At 63.6% G+C, this 21326-nt stretch carries 20 protein-coding genes; 17 read left to right on the top strand and 3 right to left on the bottom strand.

What is annotated here, in order from left to right:
* Window positions 1–80 precede the first annotated feature (80 nt).
* The gene (fmdA, locus tag COCCU_RS07780; RefSeq protein WP_156230987.1) at window positions 81–1514 is read left to right on the top strand and encodes a formamidase; all 1434 of its coding nucleotides are present in this window, start codon (window positions 81–83) and stop codon (window positions 1512–1514) included.
* Here fmdA and COCCU_RS07775 read toward each other — a convergent pair.
* The 3 genes from COCCU_RS07775 to COCCU_RS07765 form a co-directional block, all read right to left on the bottom strand.
* Window positions 1437–2180, bottom strand: coding sequence for an MBL fold metallo-hydrolase (locus COCCU_RS07775; RefSeq protein ID WP_156230986.1), 744 nt, complete (start codon window positions 2178–2180; stop codon window positions 1437–1439). The two genes, fmdA and COCCU_RS07775, sit on opposite strands and share 78 nt — an antisense overlap.
* A gap of 223 nt (window positions 2181–2403) precedes the next feature.
* On the bottom strand, window positions 2404–3360 hold the full coding sequence (locus COCCU_RS07770; RefSeq protein ID WP_156230985.1) for a PRC and DUF2382 domain-containing protein: 957 nt from the start codon (window positions 3358–3360) through the stop codon (window positions 2404–2406).
* A gap of 651 nt (window positions 3361–4011) precedes the next feature.
* The gene (locus COCCU_RS07765) at window positions 4012–4272 is read right to left on the bottom strand and encodes a G protein-coupled receptor family protein (RefSeq protein WP_156230984.1); all 261 of its coding nucleotides are present in this window, start codon (window positions 4270–4272) and stop codon (window positions 4012–4014) included.
* 79 nt (window positions 4273–4351) lie between these two features.
* On the opposite strand from COCCU_RS07765, the gene def reads away from it, so the two are divergent.
* From def to tpiA, 16 genes are all read left to right on the top strand, one after another.
* Complete coding sequence (gene def / locus COCCU_RS07760) at window positions 4352–4861, top strand: peptide deformylase (protein ID WP_156230983.1); 510 nt, start codon at window positions 4352–4354, stop codon at window positions 4859–4861.
* Between the two features lie 34 nt (window positions 4862–4895).
* Complete coding sequence (fmt, locus tag COCCU_RS07755; protein ID WP_156230982.1) at window positions 4896–5852, top strand: methionyl-tRNA formyltransferase; 957 nt, start codon at window positions 4896–4898, stop codon at window positions 5850–5852.
* A complete protein-coding gene (locus COCCU_RS07750; RefSeq protein WP_156230981.1) occupies window positions 5849–7528 on the top strand; it encodes an RsmB/NOP family class I SAM-dependent RNA methyltransferase in 1680 nt (559 codons plus the stop codon). Before fmt ends, COCCU_RS07750 begins: the two co-directional genes overlap by 4 nt.
* A 31-nt stretch (window positions 7529–7559) precedes the next feature.
* The gene (gene rpe, locus COCCU_RS07745; protein WP_156230980.1) at window positions 7560–8216 is read left to right on the top strand and encodes a ribulose-phosphate 3-epimerase; all 657 of its coding nucleotides are present in this window, start codon (window positions 7560–7562) and stop codon (window positions 8214–8216) included.
* Window positions 8217–8219: 3 nt separating this feature from the next.
* On the top strand, window positions 8220–9260 hold the full coding sequence (gene ribD / locus COCCU_RS07740; protein WP_156230979.1) for a bifunctional diaminohydroxyphosphoribosylaminopyrimidine deaminase/5-amino-6-(5-phosphoribosylamino)uracil reductase RibD: 1041 nt from the start codon (window positions 8220–8222) through the stop codon (window positions 9258–9260).
* A complete protein-coding gene (locus COCCU_RS07735; protein WP_156230978.1) occupies window positions 9260–9901 on the top strand; it encodes a riboflavin synthase in 642 nt (213 codons plus the stop codon). The genes ribD and COCCU_RS07735 overlap by 1 nt, the downstream gene beginning before the upstream one ends.
* Before the next feature lie 11 nt (window positions 9902–9912).
* Window positions 9913–11184, top strand: a complete 1272-nt coding sequence (locus COCCU_RS07730; RefSeq protein ID WP_156230977.1) for a bifunctional 3,4-dihydroxy-2-butanone-4-phosphate synthase/GTP cyclohydrolase II — start codon at window positions 9913–9915, stop codon at window positions 11182–11184.
* Window positions 11184–11663 carry a 6,7-dimethyl-8-ribityllumazine synthase gene (ribH, locus tag COCCU_RS07725; RefSeq protein WP_156230976.1) on the top strand — a complete coding sequence of 160 codons (480 nt, stop codon included), beginning with the start codon at window positions 11184–11186 and terminating at the stop codon, window positions 11661–11663. Before COCCU_RS07730 ends, ribH begins: the two co-directional genes overlap by 1 nt.
* Before the next feature lie 51 nt (window positions 11664–11714).
* Complete coding sequence (locus tag COCCU_RS07720) at window positions 11715–12284, top strand: PH domain-containing protein (RefSeq protein ID WP_407924130.1); 570 nt, start codon at window positions 11715–11717, stop codon at window positions 12282–12284.
* Between the two features lie 18 nt (window positions 12285–12302).
* Window positions 12303–14390 carry an excinuclease ABC subunit UvrC gene (gene uvrC, locus COCCU_RS07715; RefSeq protein WP_156230975.1) on the top strand — a complete coding sequence of 696 codons (2088 nt, stop codon included), beginning with the start codon at window positions 12303–12305 and terminating at the stop codon, window positions 14388–14390.
* Between the two features lie 87 nt (window positions 14391–14477).
* Entirely contained in the window at window positions 14478–15374 is an 897-nt protein-coding gene (rapZ, locus tag COCCU_RS07710; protein ID WP_197088313.1) for an RNase adapter RapZ, read from the top strand.
* Between the two features lie 54 nt (window positions 15375–15428).
* A complete protein-coding gene (locus tag COCCU_RS07705) occupies window positions 15429–16403 on the top strand; it encodes a gluconeogenesis factor YvcK family protein (protein WP_156232696.1) in 975 nt (324 codons plus the stop codon).
* 205 nt (window positions 16404–16608) lie between these two features.
* On the top strand, window positions 16609–17592 hold the full coding sequence (gene whiA, locus COCCU_RS07700; protein WP_156230973.1) for a DNA-binding protein WhiA: 984 nt from the start codon (window positions 16609–16611) through the stop codon (window positions 17590–17592).
* A gap of 458 nt (window positions 17593–18050) precedes the next feature.
* Window positions 18051–19055 (top strand): type I glyceraldehyde-3-phosphate dehydrogenase, encoded by a 1005-nt coding sequence (gap, locus tag COCCU_RS07695; RefSeq protein WP_156230972.1) that lies wholly within the window; start codon window positions 18051–18053, stop codon window positions 19053–19055.
* Window positions 19056–19215: 160 nt separating this feature from the next.
* Window positions 19216–20433, top strand: coding sequence for a phosphoglycerate kinase (gene pgk / locus COCCU_RS07690; protein WP_156230971.1), 1218 nt, complete (start codon window positions 19216–19218; stop codon window positions 20431–20433).
* 81 nt (window positions 20434–20514) lie between these two features.
* Window positions 20515–21294, top strand: coding sequence for a triose-phosphate isomerase (gene tpiA, locus COCCU_RS07685; protein ID WP_156230970.1), 780 nt, complete (start codon window positions 20515–20517; stop codon window positions 21292–21294).
* The last annotated feature ends 32 nt before the right edge of the window (window positions 21295–21326 follow it).

Here is a 21326-nt window from a genome sequence, read left to right as displayed (position 1 = left end):
GTCGGGTGGTTTCTGGGTGTCGCAGCCTGACCCGCCAAGGGGGTGCTCCAGGTCACTTTTCTCCTCTACGCTAAGGGTGCATGAGAGAAAATTTATTCACTCTGGATCCCACAAAGCCCTTCCACAAGCAGGCGCCCCTCGGCCATAACCGTTGGCATCCGGACATCCCGGCGGTGGCCACCGTCCGCCCGGGGGAGACTTTCCGGGTGGATTGTCGGGAGTGGTTCGATGGTCATATACGCAATGATGAATCCGCCGAGGATGTGCTCACCGCCCCCTTTCACATCGGACATCCCCTCTCCGGGCCTTTCCGGGTGGAGGGGGCCAAACCCGGGGACCTGCTGGTGGTGGACATCGTTGATGTCCAGCCCACCAGTGAAGTCGGCACGGCAGGGGAGACTGGACCGCTGGCTGGCGAGGGGTGGGGTTATACCGGTATCTTCGCCCCAGCCAATGGCGGTGGCTTCCTGCACGAGCATTTCCCGGACGCACATAAGGCGATCTGGGAATTCCGGGAGGGCAGGGCCACCTCGAGGCATATCCCCGGTGTTTCCTTCGCTGGCGCCCCGCATCCTGGGGTAATGGGTACCGCCCCCTCCGAGCAGTTGTTGAGACGGTGGAATAAGCGGGAGGCGAAGTTGGTGGCACGCCGTCCGCTGCGGGTACCGCCCCTGGCTCTGCCACCCCTGCCAAAGGGCGCGGTGCTCGGGAAGGTTTCCGATGAGCAGGCCGCGCGTCTGGCGTTGGAGGCAGCCCAGACCACCCCGCCGCGGGAGAATGGTGGCAACCAGGACATCAAGGACCTCACCCGTGGCAGCCGGGTGTTTTACCCCGTCTTCGTGGAAGGTGCCAACCTTTCCGTGGGTGACCTGCACTTCTCCCAGGGTGACGGGGAGATCACCCTCTGCGGGGCCATCGAGATGGGTGGGGTGGTGGATCTGCATGTCGACCTGATCCCGGATGGAATGTCCACCTACCGGGTGTCGGAGAACGCCATCTTCCTCCCCGGCGAGGCCGCACCCCGTCATGACAACTGGCTGGCCTTCGCCGGTATCTCCGTCACTGAAGACGACCGGCAGCGCTACCTTGACCCCTACCTCGCCTACCAACGGGCCTGCCTGCACGCCATCGACTACCTGAGTGCCTTCGGCTACAGCCGAGAGCAGGCTTATCTGCTGCTGGGCGCTGCCCCCATTGAGGCGCATCTGTCGAGTGTGGTGGATATCCCCAATGCCTGTTCCACCCTTTATCTGCCCACCGATATCTTCGACTTCGACATCCGGCCCAGTAGCGAAGGCCCTCACCAGGTGGTCTCTGGGCGGCAGCCCCCGCATGCCGATGCCGTGCAACTGCCGGAGGAAGACATTCTGCGGGCAGGCAGCCCAACCCGTCAGTGCGGTCTTCGGTCATCTCCGTGGGCTGCTCGGCCGCTGAGGTTAATGCTCCCCAATCGCGCGGGCTCGGTCCACGGCCTTGTCGACGCCGTGGGCCCAGGGGTCACCATGCCCCGGTAGGACAGTGGTCGCCCCGGTGTCCACCAGAACATCCAGCGCGGCCAGAGCCTGACGGGTATCTTTCGTGGCTGCGGACGCCACAATCTGAGGACCGGGTTTACCGGTGTAGGGATCAAGGGTCACCAGGGCGTCCCCGCTGATCACGGTGTCTCGGTCCGGTAGGTGGAGGATGCACTGCCCAGCAGTGTGACCCGGGGCGAGCATCGCTACCGGGGACCCGGGCAGTGGCAGCGGATCACCGGTTGTCAGGGCGCGGGTGTCGCTGATGCCCCTGATGCTCAATGCCCCGGCAAGTGCCATCCTCCCCAACAAGGGCAGGGAGCGGGGGTGTGCCAGCGGGTAGAGGAATCGGTTGCTCTGAGGTTGGTAACTATAGGGGTGGGCTGCGAGATATTCATCCTGTGGGTGGACGAAAACGGGGACACCTAGTTTCTGGTGGACATGCCGGGCGAAGCCCACATGATCGAAGTGGCCGTGGGTGAGCACCAGCCCCCGGATGTCCTCAGCCTGTCGGCCACGCCTGACCAGAGCCCCGAGGACCATGGGCCACATGCGGGGGAGTCCCGCATCGACGAGGGTGACTCCTTCATCCGAGTCGATGAGATAACAGTTCACGTGAGCATGGGAGATCAGGTCAATGCCATCGGCGACATCGGTGGTGATCATGGTCGTCTCCTTCAGGGGGACATTCTCCGGGAAAAACTCATGGTTCTTCCATGATGGAGGGGCGCACTGCCCGGATCAAGGGGCTACGGTCATCTGTGCTGTCTGCAGGTCCATGATCGGCGCGTGCTGTTCTGGCGGGCCTGGGTTTTAGAGCGGGAGAGCGGAAAAGAGGCCCTGCCGGACCGGGTTGGTCTGGCAGGGCCTGCAGGTGATGGATCAGGGGTTAGCGACGCAGGTTGGGATCATCGATATCACCGTCGACACCGTCGACACCGTCGACATCGAGCTCTTCACGGGCGACATCCTCGTGCACCGTCTCGGTGTCGCGGACGGTCTCCTTGGAGAGACTGACCTCTTCCACGGGTACGGTTTCCTTGGTGACATTGGCATGCTCCTCGGAGAGGGTCACCGAGACCTCATCCTCGCCGAGGCCTTCGCCACGCAGTCCGCGGCGGGTGTCATCGGCATCGACCGGGGTGCGTTCGACATGCACCTCTTCGCGCTGCACGGGGACCTCGACGGTCTCGGTGTCGTGGACGACGTACTTGCGCAGTCGGACCTTGCCGGTCTCCACCCGTTCCTTGTCGACATTCAGGCGTTCCTCGGAAAGGACCATCGAGTCAACGTCATCGGTGCGCTGCCCGGTGTCGGCACGCTCTCCGGCTACGCCGGCAGCGTCCCGGTCAACCAGACGGTCTTGTTCGGTTTCGCGGACATCAGCGGCGTCAACACGCTGGTCATGCTTACGGTCGAAGGCGGCGCCCCCGCCGACACCAGCGGCGCCTCCGGCAGCACCAGCGGCGGCCCGGTCGGTTCCGAGATCACGCTCGTTGTCGCGGAAGTCAGCGTTATAGGTCTCGAGGTTCTCTGCTCCCTCGAGCTCATAATGACGGTAGATGAGGTCGTGGTCCTCTTCGGAGAGGTGGGTGTCATCCTCAATATTCGGAGCGTCCTTGATACGGTCCTTGCTGAAAGCGAGGCGCAGGTCTTGGCCGCTGAGCTGGTGCCCACGCAGCGGCACCAGGCTTGAACTCATGCCGAAGAGGCCGTGGCCGACCTCTACGAAATCCGGCTGCCCGGTGGAGTCATTGACGTAGACCTGTTTGACGGAGCCCAGCTTCTCCCCGTCGCGGTCATAGGCGGTGGCGGTCGTGAGGTCGTGAATATCGCGCTTATCCATTAGGTTCTCCTTATAGATTGGTGCATTCACCCAGTCCATCAAGATCACGGTCACCCATGATCTTGATGTCTTGTCCAACTGTCACTCTGGATGCTGACACTTCCCACTGTAGGAAGACCATGCCTGAGATGCCTGGCCCCTAACTTATGAATCACCTGAAAACCGCCCTCCAGTCAGCAGTAACACCCCGATGTTTCGGAATGATAAAGATTTCTGGATAGCCCAATAGCCGCACCTTCCTACCGTTCTCATGTCGCTTTGCCACCCTGAGATCGCTTAGCGGCTCCCAGTCACCGCCCGGAAAAGAACTGTCAGATAAACCCGGAAAACCTCGCCGGGGACTGTCCACCCTGAACAGTCTGCTGAACCTTCATGACACCCATTGTCCCCACCTCAACGATCGCCGCAGCGCTCCCGCAGGTACCGCTCACCCTGCCGGAACAAGATGAGTGATGGATGATGAGCTGATCCAGCGGTGGGAGAGCTTTTGCCCAATCCATCAGGGGGTGTCCACGAGATGGTCGCCCACGCCCCGGCAGACATCACTGAGGAAATGCTGGACAGTCCGGTCTGTGACAGGGGAAGTCCACGCATCCTCCTGGTTTCCGATCCCAGGGAGGAACCACTGGCTGCAAGCTGGAAGCATGTGCGCTACTTCTCGATATACGCAGTGATCGGCGGCATGGACTGTCTCGCAGCTCCGGGGACCTTGTACTCCAGGAGCTGCGGATATTGCACGGCACCGATCCTGACGGCCTCCCTGCACCGGTGCGGAAGGGGGCGCAGCGTCGATAAGCATCTTTCCGCCCCCCCCGAGAGCATCGCGCCGGGCCAGCTCAGGGGTCGGATCGCGGGGATATCCGCCACCAGCGATACGATGGAGGATAACTCATCGCCTCCGGGGATACGCATCTGTCCCCCGGGGGTGTGCCCAGGGGGCGGTTGAAGCATGGCCGCCCCACCACTCAGACTCAAGGAGTCCGCTGCACCAATGACCCTCCGATCCATCCGTATGTTCGGCGACCCGGTCCTGACCACCCGCGCCGAGGAAGTCACCGACTTCGATGAGTCCCTGGCCACCTTGGTCGAGGACATGCTCGAGACCATGGACGAGGCCGGTGGCGTCGGCCTGGCCGCCAACCAGGTCGGTGTGACCCGACGGGTTTTTGTCTATGACTGCTCCCATGAGGAGGGCGGGCAGCGTGGCCACATCATCAACCCGGTGTGGGAGGCCATAGGTGAGGAGACCCAGACCGGCCAGGAAGGCTGTCTCTCCATCCCGGACATCTCCCAGGAGGCCACCCGTTTCAATACGGTCAGCCTCAGTGGCCAGGACCTCAACGGGAATCCGGTTTCCCTGGTGGCCTCCGGCCTGATGGCGCGGTGTATCCAGCATGAGACCGACCACCTGGACGGGGTGCTCTTCCTCAAGCGGCTGAACCCGGAACTGCGCAAGGAAGCCATGCGTGAGATCCGTAACTCCGCCTGGTTCAACGCTTAAAAGACCAGCCTTCAGAAAAGGAACAGCAAAGAATATGCGTCTAGTTTTCGCCGGCACCCCGGAACCCGCTGTGGTGGCACTGCAGCGGCTGCTTGACTCCGAGCATGAGATTGCCGCCGTGATCACCAGGCCTGATGCCCGCAAGGGCCGTGGTCGCACCCTGCACCCTTCGCCGGTCTCCGCACTGGCGCAGGAGCACGGTATTGAGGTGCTCGCCCCGAGCACCCTGAAGCCCGGCACCGAGGACGGGGAAGCCCTGCGTGCCCGCCTCCGCGAGATCGCACCGGACTGCATCCCGGTGGTGGCCTACGGCAACCTGGTCACCGAGGATCTACTGGATCTGCCCATCCATGGGTGGGTGAACCTGCACTTCTCCCTGCTCCCGGCCTGGCGCGGTGCCGCCCCGGTGCAGGCCGCGATCAACGCCGGTGATGACATCACCGGCGCCAGCACCTTCCGCATCGAGAAGGGGCTGGACACCGGTCCGGTGCTGGGGACCGTCACTGAGCGGATCCGCGACACCGATACCGCCGATGACCTGCTGACCCGCCTGGCCTACTCCGGCGCGGACCTGCTGGTGGCCACCATGGACGGCCTGGAAGCCGGCCAGATCCAGCCCCAGCCCCAGCAGGGTGAGGCCAGCTACGCCACCAAGATCACCACCGAGGATGCACGCATCACCTGGTCCAACCCGGACTTTGCGGTGGATCGACACATTCGTGCCCACACCCCGGGTCCAGGTGCGTGGACCCTGCTGGGTGAAGAGCGCTTCAAGATCGGCACCGCCCCGAGAGTCAAGGACACCGAACTGACTGATGAGCTTAAGGGTCTGGCTCCGGGTGTGGTACTGGTGAACAAGGACTCGGTGCACGTGGGCACCGGAACCACCCCGCTGCGCCTGGATCGTATCCAGCCCCCGGGCAAGAAGATGATGGCCGCGGCCGATTGGGCCCGGGGTCGCGAAAACACGGATGGGATGATTTTTCAATGAGCCAGAACAACAGTGGTGGGGGCTTCCGTTCCCGTTCCCGCAAGAGCCGTGACAACTCCGCTAATGATCCGCGCGCCAATGGATCGCGGGAAAACGTCAGCGACTCCCCACGGGCTTCCCGTGGCGGGGAGGAGGGAAAGAGCTTCCGGAGCCGTTCTAGTCAAGGTTCAGGACGAGATAATGCAGGACGGGATAATGGGGGACGTGGCACTGCGTCCCGCGGGGAGCGCGGCGCTGAGCGTGGGCGTGGCCAGAACGTGAAACAGGGCGAGAACCGGGGTCAGGGCGGCTCCCGCCCCCAGCGTGGGGACAGCCGGCCCCCGAAGCCTGAACCGTTGAATATCGGCATTGATGTCGCCCGCACCGTGGCCTACGAGGTCCTCTCCAAGGTGCGCGCCAATGACGCCTACGCCAACCTGCTTCTTCCGCAGCTGCTGCGGCAACGCAAGCTGAGCGGGTCCCGGGACGCCGCCTTCGCCACCGAACTGTCCTATGGTGCCCTGCGTACCCAGGGTGTGCTGGACGCGGTGATCGCCGATTGTTCCAGCCGGCCACTGGCCGATATCGCCCCGGAGGTGCTCGATGCCCTTCGCCTGGGCGCCTACCAGCTGCTCTATACCCGTGTGGAACCACATGCCGCGGTGGACACCACCGTCCGCATTGTCGAGGGTGTGGGCCAGATCCACGCCAAGGGTTTCGCCAACGCCATCATGCGCACCATTTCGCGCAGCACCCCGGAGAAGTGGATTGAAAAGCTAACCCCGGCCGGGGAGATCGAGGGGCTGGCCTTCGGCCATGCCCACCCCACCTGGATCGCCGAGTCTTTCGCCAAGGTCATCGGCATGGAGGAGCTTTCGGCCGCCCTGGAAGCCGACTCCGAGCGCCCCATCGTGCACCTGGTGGCCCGCCCCGGTGAGATCAGTGCCGAGGAACTGGCCCTGTCCATCGGCGCGGAGGAGGGGCGTTACTCGCCCTATGCCGTCTATCTCGAGTCCGGCGACCCCGGTGAGCTGGAACCGGTCCGTGATGGCCTGGCCGCAGTGCAGGATGAGGGCAGTCAGCTCATCGCCCGCGCCGTGGCGGAAGCCCCCATCGAAGGAAAAGATCAAGGACGTTGGCTTGATCTTTGCGCTGGCCCGGGCGGTAAGGCCGCGCTGCTCGGCGCCTTGGCGCGTATCGACGGCGCAAAGGTCGATGCCGTGGAGATCTCGGAGCACCGCGCGGAACTGATCCGCCGCACCGTTGGTGACCTGCCGGTCAGGATCAAGGTCGGGGATGGCCGTGACCCTGGCTACGAACCAGGTTTCGACCGTGTGCTCCTCGACGCCCCCTGCTCCGGCCTGGGTGCTCTGCGCCGCCGCCCAGAGGCCCGCTGGCGCAAGTCGGAATCCGATATCGCCGAGCTCAATGAACTCCAGTCACAACTGCTGGACTCCGCACTCAAGCTGGTCCGTCCCGGTGGCGTGGTCATCTACTCCACCTGCTCCCCGGATCTGCGCGAGACCCGGGACATCGTGGATGCCGCTCTGGCCAGCCATGAGCTGGAGGAACTGGATGCCCATGAGTTGGTCCCCGGCATGGAGAACACCGGGGAGGGGAAGTCGGTGCAGATGTGGCCACACCGCCACGGCACCGATGCGATGTTCTTCGCGGTGCTGCGCAAGCCCGTGAGCTAGGACGGAATCGGTGGCGGGTATGATCGGGGTCATGGCTACCCCGATCATCGCCCCTTCGATTCTCGCGGCAGATTTCACCCGGCTGGACCGGGAGATCGCCGCCATTCCCGACGCGGACTGGATCCACGTCGACATCATGGACGGCCACTTCGTGCCGAATCTCTCCTTTGGCCCGGATGTCACCGCCGCCGTCAACCGGATCACCGATAAACCCCTCGATGTCCACCTGATGATCGAGAACCCTGGGAAGTGGGTCGACCACTACATCAAGGCCGGTGCGGACTGCATCATCTTCCACGTCGAAGCCGTGAACAACCCGGTTGCGCTGGCCGATGAAATCCGTGCCAAGGGTGTCAAGGTCGGTTTCTCCCTACGCCCCGGCACCCCGATCGAGCCCTATCTGCTGCACCTGGAGCACTTCGATGAAGTCCTGATCATGAGTGTGGAACCCGGTTTCGGGGGACAGTCCTTCATGCCGGAGCAGCTGGACAAGGTCCGTACCCTGCGTGCCGTCATCGACGAGAACAATCTCGATGTCCTCATCGAGATCGACGGCGGCATCTCTGCCGAGACCATCGCCCAGGCTGCGGAAGCCGGCTGCGATGCCTTCGTCGCCGGTTCCGCCGTCTACGGTGCCGAGGACCCCAATGCCGCGGTCCGGGAGCTGCGGGCACTGGCGACCCTCTGAAACATGAGGATCCCTGCGATAGACCCGGAGAATCTGGACGCTGATCTCGCCCGGGGACTGGCGGCCGCCCTGGCCGCCGGTGCCGAGGCACATGGCCGGACCAGCCCCAACCCGCCGGTAGGTGCCGCCATCCTGGACACCAGCGGGAACATTGTCGGTGTCGGCGGCACCCAGCCTGCCGGGGGGGCCCACGCCGAGGTCATGGCGCTGGCCGAGGCGGGGGAGAAGGCCCTGGGGGGCACTGCCGTGGTCACCCTGGAACCCTGCAATCACATCGGCCGGACCGGACCCTGCACCCAGGCGCTGCTCAAGGCTGGTATCGCCGCGGTGTACTACGTCCATCCGGACCCCAACGGCCAGGCCAGTGGTGGCGCCCAGTTCCTCCGGGAACAGGAGGTGGCGGTCGTCCGCATCAACACCTCCTCCCGGGATCTGCTGCCCTGGCTGAATTCGCTGCAGCTGGGCCGGCCCACGGTGACCCTCAAATTCGCCCAGACCCTGGACGGTTTCACCGCAGCCCTGGATGGCAGCAGCCAGTGGATCACCGGAGATCAGGCCCGGCGCAGAGTGCATGAGGACCGTCGTCAGCGTGACGGCATCATCATCGGCACCGGTACCGCCCTGGCTGACAACCCCTCGCTGACCGCCCGCCGGGAAGACGGTAGCCTCCATGACACCCAGCCCCGCCGGGTGGTCATCGGCTCCCGGCCGATCAGTGCGGAGCAGGCCCCCAACCTCCACCGCCTGGGCTTTGAGCAGTACCCGGAAATTTCCACCGCCCTGGCGGCGTTATGGCAGGCAGGAGCACGTGATGTGCTTGTCGAAGGTGGGGCCGGACTGGCCTCAGCATTCCTCGCCGCCGGACTGGTGGACAATATTCAGGCCTATATCGCACCCACCCTCTTAGGGCAGGGGCATCCGGTCCTGGCGAATGCGGTCTCTGACACCCTCGCCGGTGCGGCCAGCTTCGAACTAGTCTCCCAGACCAGGCTCGGTGGAGACCTACTCCTGGAACTCAAGAAGAAAGGTAGCGTGAGCGACTAATGTTCACCGGAATTGTGGAGGAGATCGGCACGGTGGAATCCGTGAAGGATCTCGGTGACTCCGTCCAGATGAGCATCCGTGCCAAGCAGGTGCTCTCTGATGCCAAATTAGGGGACTCCATTGCGGTCAATGGTGTCTGTCTGACTGTTGCCACCCAGGAAGCGGAGCTCTTCACCGCTGACCTGATGAAGATCACGCTGGATGCCACCAATCTCGGCCGGCTGGTGCCGGGCTCCAGGGTCAACCTGGAGCGAGCTCTGGCGGTCAGCGACCGCCTCGGCGGCCACATCATGCAGGGGCATGTCGACGGCACCTCGGCCCTGCTCAGCCGCACTCCCTCCGAGCACTGGGAAGTCCTTCGCTTCGCCCTGCCGGAGGCGCTCGCCGCCTATGTGGTGGCCAAGGGATCCATCGCGATCAACGGCACTTCCTTGACGGTGGCGGGGCTGGGGGAGGACTGGTTCGAGGTCTCCCTGATCCCGACCACCCTGGCGGATACCACCCACGGTGCTCTCCAGGTCGGCGACACCGTCAACCTCGAGGTTGACGTGCTGGCCAAGTATGTCGAACGGATGCTCAGTCGGGGAGTCCTCCCCGATGCGGGTGGACCGGTGACCGGATCCTCATCGACGGCGGGCTAAGGTTGAACACTGTGACTGAGCAAGAATCTCGCAGGCTGCGCCTGGATACCGTTGAAGAGGCCATCGCCGCCATCGCCGCTGGAGAAGCGGTCGTGGTGGTCGATGATGAGGATCGCGAGAATGAGGGCGACCTTATTTTCGCGGCTGAACTCGCCACCCCCGAGCTTGTGGCCTTCATGGTCCGATACAGCTCTGGCTATATCTGCGTTTCCATGACGGAGGAGGACTGCGACCGGCTGAACCTCCCCCCGATGATCGCTAGGAACCAGGATGCCCGCCAGACGGCTTATACCGTCACAGTGGATGCCGCCACCGGCACCACCGGAATCTCCGCCACCTCCCGGGCTGAGACACTGCGCTGGTTGGCTGACCCGGAGCGTAAGGCCAGTGACTTCACCCGCCCCGGCCATGTGGTGCCGCTGCGTGCCCGAAGTGGTGGCGTACTCACCCGTGACGGCCATACCGAGGCCGCGGTCGACCTTTCCCGCGCGGCCGGTCTTCGTCCGGCAGGTGTGCTCTGTGAGGTTGTCAGTGAGGATGACCCCACTGACATGGCGCGTGGCCCGGAACTGCGTCGCTTCGCCGATGAGCATGGCCTGAAGATGATCTCCATCGAGCAGCTCATTGAGTGGCGTCGCCGCAATGAGGTGCAGGTGGAACGAGTCGTGGAGACTGTGCTGCCCACCGAACACGGCCCCTTCCGGGCAATCGGCTACCGCAATAAAGTCGACGGTTTCGAGCATATCGCCCTGGTCGCGGGTGAACCGGAGCACGATGGTGGGGAGGATGTCCTGGTCAGGGTGCACTCGGAGTGCCTGACCGGGGATGTCTTCTCCTCCCGGCGTTGCGACTGCGGCCCGCAGCTGCAGGAGTCGATGCGGATGGTCCAGGAAGCTGGCCGGGGCATCATCATCTACATGCGCGGCCATGAGGGTCGGGGCATCGGCCTGCTGGCCAAGCTGCAGGCCTATCACCTGCAGGACCAGGGCATCGACACCGTCGACGCCAACCTGCAGCTGGGGTTGCCAGCTGATGCCCGCGAGTACTCCAGCGCCGCCCAGATCGTGCGGGACCTCGGGGTGAAGTCGTTGAGCCTGCTCAGCAACAACCCTTATAAGTCCTCGGCTCTGGTCGGACACGGTGTGAAGATCGGTGTCCCCACCCCGGTGCCGGTCACCCCGAACTCCGACAACATCAACTACCTGCGCACCAAGCGGGACCGGATGGGCCATAAACTGCCCTCCGTCGCCGTCTGGGATGCCACCCATCCAGAGGAGAACTGATGAGCAAGGAAGGCCTGCCGGGGATCAACCATGTTGACGCCACCGGCCTGAAGGTTGCCGTGGTGACCGCCACCTGGAACCAGGAGATCTGCGACCAACTGCATACCCGTGCGGTCACCACCGCCACGGAATGCGGTGCGGAAGTCAGTGAGTACCGTGTGGTCGGTGCCCTGGAACTTCCCGTGGTGGTCCAGGAAGCCGCCAAAACCCATGATGCCGTCGTGGCGCTGGGTTGTGTCATCCGGGGCGGCACCCCGCACTTTGATTATGTCTGCGACTCCGTCACCCAGGGTCTGACCCGCATCGCCCTGGACACCGGAGTTCCGGTCGGCAACGGCGTGTTGACCACCAACACCCAGGAACAGGCCGAGGACCGCTCCGGCCTGCCGGGCTCCGAGGAGGACAAGGGTGCGGAGTCCATGATCGCGGCACTGGATACCGCCCTGCTGCTTTCGTCGATGCGGGCCTCCCGCGGTTAGACTGACAAAGCAGGACAACCCAAGGCTCAAGGAAGAGTGTGAAGCTGAACCGTGGACGCTAAGAACAGCGACACCCCGAACGTGGATCCACAGCGCGGTGCAGATGCCGGACAGAAGCTCGGTGACCGCCAGATCCATGCCTACACCGCAGCAGACGCTGGGGCGATGACCAGTGACAAGCCCTGGGAGCTGGTGGCGACCTCCAAGCGACTCAAACTGGTTGCCGTCATCCTGGTGATCCTTATCATGGCGGTCCACATCTTCATGGGTGTCACCGTCGGTATCGGATATACCGGTGCGGCAATCACCCCGATCGACCAGTTCGCCTTCATCGGTGTGGGCATCATCATCTCCGTGGCGGCCTTCCTCGGTCTCTCCCGCCCCCGGGTGCGGGTAAACGCCGACGGTGTTGAGGTCCGTAACCTCATCGGTTCCCGTTTCTACCCCTGGACCGTGGTCTACGGTCTCTCCTTCCCCAAGGGGCACCGTATCGCCCGCCTGGAGCTGCCGGAGTTTGAGTACGTTCCGGTGTGGGCGCTGCAGTCCATGGATGGCGAGCAGGTGGTCCGGGACGTCGCGAAGTTCCGTGACCTCGAAGCCAAGTACATGCCCCAGGACTAGGGTCCACAACAGCACGTCATGGCAGATCCAAGCACCTACCGCCCGGCGCCGGGGAGTATTCCCACGCAGCCGGGCGTTTATAAATTCCGGGATGAGTCCCGCCGCGTCATCTACGTCGGTAAGGCCAAGAACCTGCGGGCCCGACTCTCCAACTACTTCCAGGACCCCACCCAGCTACACCCCCGTACCCGCCAGATGGTGTTCCATGCGGCGTCGGTGGAATGGACCGTGGTCTCAACCGAGGTGGAGTCCCTCCAGCTTGAGTACACCTGGATCAAAAAATTTGATCCGCGCTACAACGTCAAGTACCGCGATGACAAGACCTACCCGATGTTGGCGGTCTCCACGGGGGAGCGGATCCCACGTGCCTTCTTCTACCGTGGGCCCAGACGCCCCGGGGTCCGTTATTTCGGACCCTACTCCCATGCCTGGGCGGTGCGCGAGACCCTGGATCTGTTACTGCGGGTGTTCCCGGTCCGGACCTGCTCCAAGGGGGTGTACAACCGACATGAGAAACTCGGTCGCCCCTGTCTCCTGGGCTATATCGACAAATGCTCCGCACCCTGCGTCGGCCGGGTCAGTGAGGATGAGCACCGCGAGATCGTGGCCGGTTTCACCTCCTTCATGGGAGGTAACACCGATAAATTGACCCGTCAGCTGGAGCAGGAGATGCAGACCGCGGCGGAGGAGCTCGACTTCGAGAAGGCCGCCCGACTCCGGGATGACCTGGCCGCGGTGCGCAAGGTGATGGAGAAACAGTCTGTGGTGCTCGGTGACGGCACCGACGCCGACATCATTGCGGTGGCCTCCGATGAGCTGGAGGCTGCGGTGCAGATCTTCCATGTCCGGGGCGGCCGGATCCGGGGTCAGCGCGGCTGGGTGGTGGAGAAAGCTGGTGACCAGGCCGAAAATCTCACCGAGGCTGCCGCGGAGCCCGCCGGAGAGGACAGCACTGAGAGTCCTGACCCGGCCCTGCCGGCATTACTGCAGAACTTCCTCACCCAGTTCTACGGGGATGCCGTGGAACGCTCCCGTCAGGAGGCTGAGGAGGATGTCCGGGAGATCGAACGCCGTGGTGTCGACCAGCTGTCCCATCTGAACCCGGAGAAACCGAATGTGGTGCCTCGGGAGATCCTGGTGCCGGTGCTGCCCGCCGAGGCCACCGAGACCGAGGACTTCCTCAGTGGGCTGCGCGGTTCCCGGGTGGATCTGCGGGTCCCGCAACGCGGTGATAAACGTGCCCTGGCTGAGACCGTGGAACGCAATGCCAAGGATGCGTTGCGCCAGCACAAACTCAAGAGAATCGGGGACCTCACCGCCCGCTCCGCGGCACTGCAGGAACTGCAGGAGGCACTGGGAATGGAGGAGGCGCCGTTGCGGATCGAGTGCACCGACATCTCCCATATCCAGGGCACCGATGTGGTGGCCTCCCTGGTGGTCTTCGAGGATGGTCTGCCACGTAAATCCGACTACCGGCGTTACCGCATCAAGGAGGCGGCGGGGGATGGGCGTTCCGATGATGTCGGCTCCATCGCGGAAGTTACCCGCCGGCGTTTCCTGCGGCACAACCGCGATAAGTTGGCGGTACCGGAGGCTGAGGAGTTCGATGGCTCCACTTTCGAGGACGAGCAGGTGGAGGAGATGAGCACGGACACCCGTCGCTTTGCCTACCCCCCGCAGCTTTATATCGTTGATGGTGGTGCCCCGCAGGTCGCCGCCGCCCAGAAGGTCTTCGATGAGCTCGGCATCATCGATGTCATGCTCATCGGTCTGGCCAAGCGACTGGAGGAGGTGTGGCTGCCCGGGGATGAGGACCCGGTGATCCTGCCGCGTAATTCCCAGGCGCTCTTCCTGCTGCAGCAGATCCGTGATGAGGCGCACCGCTTCGCCATCACCTACCACCGCCAGCAGCGTTCCAAACGGATGCGGGTCTCCGAACTTGATGGCATCCCGGGCCTGGGCCAGGTGCGCCGCACCGATCTGGTCAAGCACTTCGGCTCGGTGAAGAAGCTCAAGGAAGCCACGGTGGAGGAGATCGCGGAGGTGAAGGGTTTCGGGCCGAAGCTGGCGGAGTCGGTGTACCGGAACCTGCACCCCGGGGAATGAACACCTGCCCCGGGTTTCGGGGGGTCGGCGATAAGCGGGGGTGGAAACGGTCCGGCGGGGTATTCAACAGTGGTTAATATGGGGGTCATGATTCATAAGACCTCGGCAGCGGTGCCGCAGCGTTTCAGCACTCCTCCCGTCCTGATCACCGGAATGTCCGGGGCAGGCCTCAGTAGCGCCGCGAAGGTGTTCGAGGACAAGGGCTGGTATGTCGCCCACAACCTGCCGCCGGCACTGATTCTGGACCTGCTGGAGATGTGTTCGGAACCGGACTCACCGGTGGAGCGCGTCGCCGTGGTCACTGATGTCCGTTCGAGAATGTTCAAGGGCAGTCTGCAGCAGACGTTGGCGGAGCTGCATGAGCGCGGTATGGCCCCGACGATCGTGTTCATGGAGGCCCGGGATGAGGTGCTGATCAGTCGTTTCGACAATGTGCGGCGCACCCACCCCCTGCAGGGGGTGGACACCCTCCAGCACGGCATCACCCGGGAGCGCAATGCCCTGCTCCCCATCAAGGAGGAGGCGGATGTGGTGATCCACACCTCCGATCTTTCGGTCCATGATCTCCGTCGCGCCATCGAGTCCAGTTTCGATAATGTGGGCAATCCCCGCCAGCATGTCACGCTGCAGTCCTTCGGTTTCAAACACGGCGCCCCCAAGGATGCCGATATCACCCTTGACGTGCGTTTTCTCCCCAATCCTTTCTGGGTTCCGGAGCTGCGTCCCTACCGTGGCGTCGACGCTCCGGTCTCGGATTATGTCCTCAGTCGGGAGGGGGCCGAACCCTTCATCCGGAGTTTCGTGGAAATGTTCAGTGCGATGCTCGCGGGGTATCGTCACGAAGGTAAGAATTTCATCACCGTCTCCATCGGCTGTACCGGTGGGCATCACCGTTCAGTGGCGGTCTCCGAAGAAATCGGGCGCCGTCTCCGCGAGATCGACGAACTCGACATCAATGTTCTGCACCGCGACCTGAACAACTAAGGTTTGGGACACCCAGGCCTGAACCAAGTTAGAAAGGTCGACTCAACAGTGACCATGGACCCCGCAGTGCCCTCCGCCATCACCAGCCTCGGTGGCGGACACGGCCTTTATCAGACTCTGCTCGCGGCGCGAATGTGTCGGCCGGAGAAGATCTCCGCCGTGGTCACAGTCGCCGATGACGGGGGCTCTTCAGGGCGCATCCGCCGCGAACTGGGCATCATCCCTCCGGGGGACCTGCGAATGGCTTTGGCCGCGCTGTCCAATGAGACCACGCAGGGAGTCACCTGGGCCAAGACCCTGCAGCACCGTTTCGGCGGTACCGGAGCCTTGGCCGGGCATGCGGTGGGTAACCTGCTGATCGCCGGCCTGACCGAGGTGCTGGGCAGTGAGCAGCAGGCACTGGACGCCGTCGCCCAGCTCACCGACTCCTGTGGCCGGGTGCTGCCGGTGTGCAATGAGCCCCTCGAGATTGAGGCGGATGTCTCCGGGCTTGACGACGACCCGCGGGTGATGTTGCAGGTCCGCGGCCAGGTCGCGGTGGCCACCACCCCGGGGTCGGTGCGTCGGGTGCGTCTCATCCCGCATGATCCGATGCCCAGCCCGGAGGCCATCCAGGCGATCCTCAGCGCTGATCTGCTCACGCTCGGCCCGGGTTCCTGGTTCAGCAGTGTTATCCCGCATCTGTTGATCCCGGCGGTGGTGCAGGCCATCAAGGAGAGCGAGGCGCAGCGTGTGGTCGTCCTCAACCTCAGCTCCGACAATGGCGAGACCAATGGCTTCAACCTGGAACGGCATATCCACATGCTTTCCCAGCATGCCCCGGGCCTGCGGCTGGACCGGATCCTGGTTGATGATGCCCACACCCAGAAGAGCAGTGAGCGGCGCTACCTGGATCGGGCAGCGGAGACACTGGGCGCCCGGGTGGTCTATCACGATCTGCGTGAGGTTGATGCTGAGGGCAGGCTGACCGAACGCCATGATCCCGCCAAACTCGCGACCGCCCTGATGCATAATTTCCGGGAGCGCTAGGATTGGAGGGTATTAACGCCCGAGCTTTCCCACCCCCCGGGGAAAATCCTGTGGCAGGTACCCATCCAGGTACCTGCGGCTCAGCACAACCAACAGCACTGGCACAGGTGGCTGAAACCCCTGGTCGTTGTGTTTTCAATGTTCTGATCACCAGGGGGCGGGAAGCCTGGGCGGACTTGTCTCATCCTAGAAAGGCGGCGAAATCATGGCATTGACGCCGAAGGTCAAGGAGGAGCTGGCCCGGGTCAAGGTGTCCCGGCACTCCGCGCGAGCTGCTGAAGTGGCAGCCCTGCTGCGCTTCTCCGGCGGACTCCACATCATCAACGGACACCTCGTCGTGGAGGCTGAACTGGATTCCCAGCTGGTGGCAGAACGACTGGCCAGCGCCCTGCGGGAACTCTATGAGGTCAACGTCCACCTCCACACCATTTCCCCGGGTGGGGTGCGCAAGACCACCCGCTATGTCCTGCGGGTCACCGAAGGTGCGGATGATCTGGTCCGCCGCGTCGGTCTGGTCACCCGCTCCGGACATCCCGTGCTCGGATTGCCACCCCAGGTGATTTCCGGATCTGTCTCCGATAATGAGGCAGCCTGGCGGGGTGCCTTCCTGGCACATGGCTCACTGAGTGAACCGGGCCGTTCCTCCACCCTGGAGGTTGCCTGCCCCTGTCAGGAGGCCGCCCTGGCGTTGGTCGGCTGCGCCCGCCGCCTGGGGATCGCCGCCAAAACCAAGGAGACCCGCGGCTCTGATCGGGTGGTCATCCGTGATGGGGATGCCATCGGTGCCTTGTTGACCCGGATGGGGGCCCAGCAGGTGCGCCTGGAATGGGAGGAGAAGCGGCTGCACCGTGAGGTGCGCGCCACCGCTAACCGGCTCGCCAACTTCGATGACGCCAACCTGCGGCGCTCCGCCCGGGCCGCGGTGGCCGCCGCAGCCCGGGTGGAACGTGCCATGAGCATCCTCGGTGATGATGTGCCGGAACACCTGGCGGAGGCGGGTCAGCTGCGGGTGCAGCACCGTCAGGCATCCCTGGAGGAGCTGGGCCGTCTCGCGGATCCACAGATGACCAAGGATGCCGTGGCGGGCCGTATCCGGCGCCTGCTGTCCATGGCGGATAAGCGCGCTGAGGAACTGGATATTCCCGATACCTCCAAGGCTGTCACCGAGGATCTCCTGGACCAGGCTTAAGCCCCATCCTGCGCTGGGGTGGGGGCACGCTGTACCCCTGGACCCTGTGCTTCGGGGGCGATTTATCGCCAAATGGGGGGGTGGGGGGTGGTTGTTTTCCTGCCGAACAATGTCCGCCCAGGGTGTGAAGATGGCCACATTGAACCTTTGGGTGAGGGGTCGGGCGGGGCCGCTCCAATTCACCCCCTTGATCATACCTTCCTACTTTTGGGGGTGGGTGAGGGAGTTCGACTCTGAATTCTGGCCCCGAAAAGTGGGAAAAGGCCGAAAGTGTCCCGCTGAACTTCTGGAAGTGTGCTAGTCGCAATGCTTTCGGGGGTGAAAATGCGGCTTTAGTTTTCCCACTGCGGGCATCGGAGGTCCTCGCTAGACTCGGCACTGATGGCGAGTGAGGGGGAGCCCCGGAAAACGGAAATTCCCTCACAAGCGGACGCAATCCCAACAATGAGGAGAATATCGTGACCATTCGCGTAGGAATCAACGGCTTCGGCCGCATCGGACGCAACTTCCTCCGTGCAGCCCTTCAGCGCAGCGAGGATCTTGAGGTTGTCGCAGTCAACGACCTGACCGATAACAAGACCCTGCGCACCCTGCTGCAGTTCGACTCCATCCTCGGACGTCTGGACCAGGCGGTCGAATTCGACGATGAGTCCATCACCGTCGGTGGCAAGCGCATCGCGGTCTCCGCCGAGCGTGACCCGAAGAACCTGGACTGGGCCGCCCACAACGTTGACATCGTCATTGAGTCCACCGGCTTCTTCACCGATGGGGAGGCAGCCAAGGCCCACATCGAGGCCGGCGCCAAGAAGGTCATCATCTCCGCTCCGGCGAAGAACGAGGATGCCACCTTCGTTTATGGCGTCAACCACCAGGACTACGATCCGGCGAACCACAACGTCATTTCCGCCGCATCCTGCACCACCAACTGCCTGGCACCGGTGGCCAAGGTCCTCAACGACAAGTTCGGCATCGTGAACGGCCTGATGACCACCATCCACGCCTACACCGGTGACCAGCGTCTGCACGATGCCCCGCACAAGGATCTGCGTCGCGCCCGCGCTGCTGCCCAGAACATTGTCCCGACCTCCACCGGTGCCGCCAAGGCTGTTGCCCTGGTTCTGCCGGAGCTCAAGGGCAAGCTGGACGGCTACGCTCTGCGTGTTCCGGTCATCACCGGTTCCGCCACCGACCTGACCTTCACCACTAACTCCGAGGTCTCCGTCGAAGCTGTCAACGCCGCCATCAAGGAAGCCGCCACCGGTGAGTTCGGCGAGACCCTGGCCTACACCGAAGAGCCGCTGGTCTCCACTGACATCATCACCGACCCGCACGGTTCCATCTTCGACTCCGGCCTGACCAAGGTCTCCGGCAACACCGTCAAGGTCGTCGCCTGGTACGACAACGAGTGGGGCTACACCTGCCAGCTGCTGCGCCTGACCGAACTGGTCGCCTCCAAGCTCTAAGGATCTCCAAGGCCATCCTGAGCACACCTGAAAAGGTGGGCGTGGCTGCTGAAAACCCTGTTCGGCCCGGGGTGTGCCGAGGCACACCCCGGGTCCTTTTCATATTTACGTAACATCGACTTCGGCAAGAGTGCCCTAGTAGAAAAATCAAGGAGAATACATGTCCCTGAAGACCCTCCAGGACCTGCTCGACGAAGGTGTCGACGGCCGTCACGTCCTCGTCCGCTCGGACTTCAATGTGCCGCTTAACGACGCCGGTGAGATCACCGACCCGGGTCGTATCACCGCCTCCCTGCCTACCTTGAAGGCACTGCTCGACGGTGGCGCCAAGGTCATCGTCACCGCACACCTGGGCCGCCCCAAGGGCGAGGTCAACCCCAGGTTCTCCCTGGCACCGGTCGCCGAGGCCCTGTCCGAGGCCCTGGGCCAGTACGTTGCCCTGGCCGCCGATGTCACCGGTGAGGACGCCCATGAGCGTGCCAACGGCCTGACCGAGGGTGAGATCCTGCTGGTCGAGAACGTGCGTTTCGATGCCCGTGAGACCTCCAAGGATGAGGCGGAACGCGGTGCCTTCGCCGATGAGCTGGCAGCCCTGGCGGCCGACAACGGCGCCTTCGTCTCCGATGGCTTCGGCGTGGTCCACCGCGCCCAGGCCTCCGTCTACGATGTGGCCAAGCGCCTGCCGGCCTACGCCGGTGCGCTGGTCGGCACCGAGATCTCCGAGCTCAAGAAGGTTGCTGAAGCTCCGGAGAAGCCCTATGTCGTCGTCCTCGGCGGCTCCAAGGTTTCCGATAAGCTGGGTGTCATCGAGGCACTGTCCGGCAAGGCCGACAAGCTGATCATCGGTGGTGGCATGTGCTACACCTTCCTCGCCGCCCAGGGCTACAACGTCCAGAAGTCCCTGCTGCAGGAAGAGATGATCGACACCTGCAAGGACCTGCTGGCCCGCCACAGCGACAAGCTCGTGCTCCCGGTCGATCTGCTGGCTGCCGCTGAGTTCAGTGCCGATGCCGAAAACAAGGTCGTCGCCCTGGATTCCATCCCGGAGGGCTGGCTCTCCCCGGACATCGGGCCGAAGTCCGTTGAGGTTTTCGCCGAGGTCCTGGCCACCGCCAAGACCATCTTCTGGAATGGTCCGATGGGTGTCTTCGAGATCGAGGCCTTTTCCCAGGGTACCGCCGGTGTCGCCCAGGCCATCATCGACGCCACTGCCAAGAACGGCGCCTTCTCCGTGGTCGGTGGCGGCGATTCCGCAGCCTCCGTCCGTGTTCTCGGCCTGGATGAGGAAGGTTTCTCCCACATCTCCACCGGTGGCGGAGCCTCCCTGGAATATCTCGAGGGCAAGGAACTACCCGGCGTCGCCGTGCTCTCCGCCTAAGTTTCACCCCCCTGACGCCGGAGGACGCGGACCCCCCCGCGGCCCCCGGCGTTTCCCACCCCCCTGAAAGGATGACCCACCATGGCCCGCAAGCCGCTGATCGCCGGTAACTGGAAGATGAACCTCAACTACAAGGAGGCGATCAACAGTGTCCAGAAGCTCACCTTCGCGCTTCCCAAGGAGTACTACAAGAAGGTGGATGTGGCACTGACCGTGCCCTTCACCACCATCCGCAGCGTGCAGACCCTGGTCGATGCTGACAAACTGCCGATCACCTATGGCGCGCAGGATGTCTCCGAGCATGAGAACGGCGCCTACACCGGCGATATCTCCGCTGCCATGCTCTCCACGTTGGGTTGCACCTGGATCGTGGTGGGTCACTCCGAGCGTCGTGAGTACCACCGTGAAGATGACGCCCAGGTCGCGGCCAAGGCCAAGGCCACCCTGGCCAGCGGCATGAAGCCGATCGTCTGTGTCGGTGAGCCGCTGGAGATCCGTGAAGCCGGCACCCACGTCGATTATGTACTCGAGCAGACCCGCCAGTCCCTGGCCGGTCTAAGCAGGGAGGATCTGAACAACACCGTCATCGCCTATGAACCAGTCTGGGCCATCGGCACCGGCAAGGTGGCCTCCGCAGCTGATGCCCAGGAAGTCTGTGCCGCCATCCGCGGACTCATTCAGGAATTAGCCGATGAAAACGTGGCCTCTGAACTGCGCATCCTTTACGGTGGTTCCGTCAAGGTCGACAGCATCGCCGAGATCATCTCCCAGCCGGATGTCGACGGTGGACTCGTCGGCGGTGCCTCGCTGGATGGCGAGCAGTTCGCCAAGCTGATCGCCGCTGCCGGCGACGCAATCTAAGAAAGCTCATTTCCAGCGGCACATCGAAAACA

Origin of the sequence: Corynebacterium occultum, assembly GCF_009734425.1 — a bacterium.
GTDB lineage: Bacteria > Actinomycetota > Actinomycetes > Mycobacteriales > Mycobacteriaceae > Corynebacterium > Corynebacterium occultum.
This window is presented reverse-complemented; position numbering and strand designations above follow the sequence as displayed.

Coding starts and splice junctions, on each gene's coding strand:
- uvrC (WP_156230975.1), top strand. CDS start 12,303: ATGGCAGATCCAAGCACCTACCGCCCGGCGCCGGGGAGTATTCCCACG.
- def (WP_156230983.1), top strand. CDS start 4,352: ATGACCCTCCGATCCATCCGTATGTTCGGCGACCCGGTCCTGACCACC.
- COCCU_RS07765 (WP_156230984.1), bottom strand. CDS start 4,272: ATGCGTATCCCCGGAGGCGATGAGTTATCCTCCATCGTATCGCTGGTG.
- whiA (WP_156230973.1), top strand. CDS start 16,609: ATGGCATTGACGCCGAAGGTCAAGGAGGAGCTGGCCCGGGTCAAGGTG.
- rapZ (WP_197088313.1), top strand. CDS start 14,478: ATGATTCATAAGACCTCGGCAGCGGTGCCGCAGCGTTTCAGCACTCCT.
- pgk (WP_156230971.1), top strand. CDS start 19,216: ATGTCCCTGAAGACCCTCCAGGACCTGCTCGACGAAGGTGTCGACGGC.
- COCCU_RS07735 (WP_156230978.1), top strand. CDS start 9,260: ATGTTCACCGGAATTGTGGAGGAGATCGGCACGGTGGAATCCGTGAAG.
- COCCU_RS07770 (WP_156230985.1), bottom strand. CDS start 3,360: ATGGATAAGCGCGATATTCACGACCTCACGACCGCCACCGCCTATGAC.
- COCCU_RS07750 (WP_156230981.1), top strand. CDS start 5,849: ATGAGCCAGAACAACAGTGGTGGGGGCTTCCGTTCCCGTTCCCGCAAG.
- rpe (WP_156230980.1), top strand. CDS start 7,560: ATGGCTACCCCGATCATCGCCCCTTCGATTCTCGCGGCAGATTTCACC.
- ribH (WP_156230976.1), top strand. CDS start 11,184: ATGAGCAAGGAAGGCCTGCCGGGGATCAACCATGTTGACGCCACCGGC.
- fmdA (WP_156230987.1), top strand. CDS start 81: ATGAGAGAAAATTTATTCACTCTGGATCCCACAAAGCCCTTCCACAAG.
- ribD (WP_156230979.1), top strand. CDS start 8,220: ATGAGGATCCCTGCGATAGACCCGGAGAATCTGGACGCTGATCTCGCC.
- tpiA (WP_156230970.1), top strand. CDS start 20,515: ATGGCCCGCAAGCCGCTGATCGCCGGTAACTGGAAGATGAACCTCAAC.
- COCCU_RS07775 (WP_156230986.1), bottom strand. CDS start 2,180: ATGATCACCACCGATGTCGCCGATGGCATTGACCTGATCTCCCATGCT.
- COCCU_RS07705 (WP_156232696.1), top strand. CDS start 15,429: ATGGACCCCGCAGTGCCCTCCGCCATCACCAGCCTCGGTGGCGGACAC.
- fmt (WP_156230982.1), top strand. CDS start 4,896: ATGCGTCTAGTTTTCGCCGGCACCCCGGAACCCGCTGTGGTGGCACTG.